A 327-nucleotide genomic window follows, 5' to 3' on the forward strand; every position below is an offset into this window, starting at 1 on the left:
GTTGCACTCGCGGGCGTTGCATTCCAACCATAGCGTATCGCCATTGCCGAGTTCGGCGACGCCTTCGGTCACGCCGAGCGACAGGCGGTGGGCCAACCATCCCTGCGCCGGCTCGCCCGGCTCGCCGAGCCAGCGGCCGCCCAGCGCGGCCACTCGGGGGTCGGGGACGCCGAGGCTGCCGTCCGGGGACCAGTGCACCGCCAGCGGGGAGCGTTCGATCGTGATCGCGCGGCGGAGGCGGTACATCGTCAGGCGCTTCGACAGAGCATCGGCTTGCGCCGCTTCGCAATCGATCAGGACCGTATCCTCGCCGCCGTCCCATAGGAT

1 protein-coding gene is annotated in these 327 nt (G+C 70.3%); it reads right to left on the reverse strand.

The annotated features are described in order from the left end of the window. Positions 1 to 327: hypothetical protein (locus AC0IYH_RS30340; RefSeq protein ID WP_471837849.1), on the reverse strand; the 327-nt coding region annotated here is incomplete at both ends.

The organism is Pseudomonas sp. AC463 (assembly GCF_979253585.1).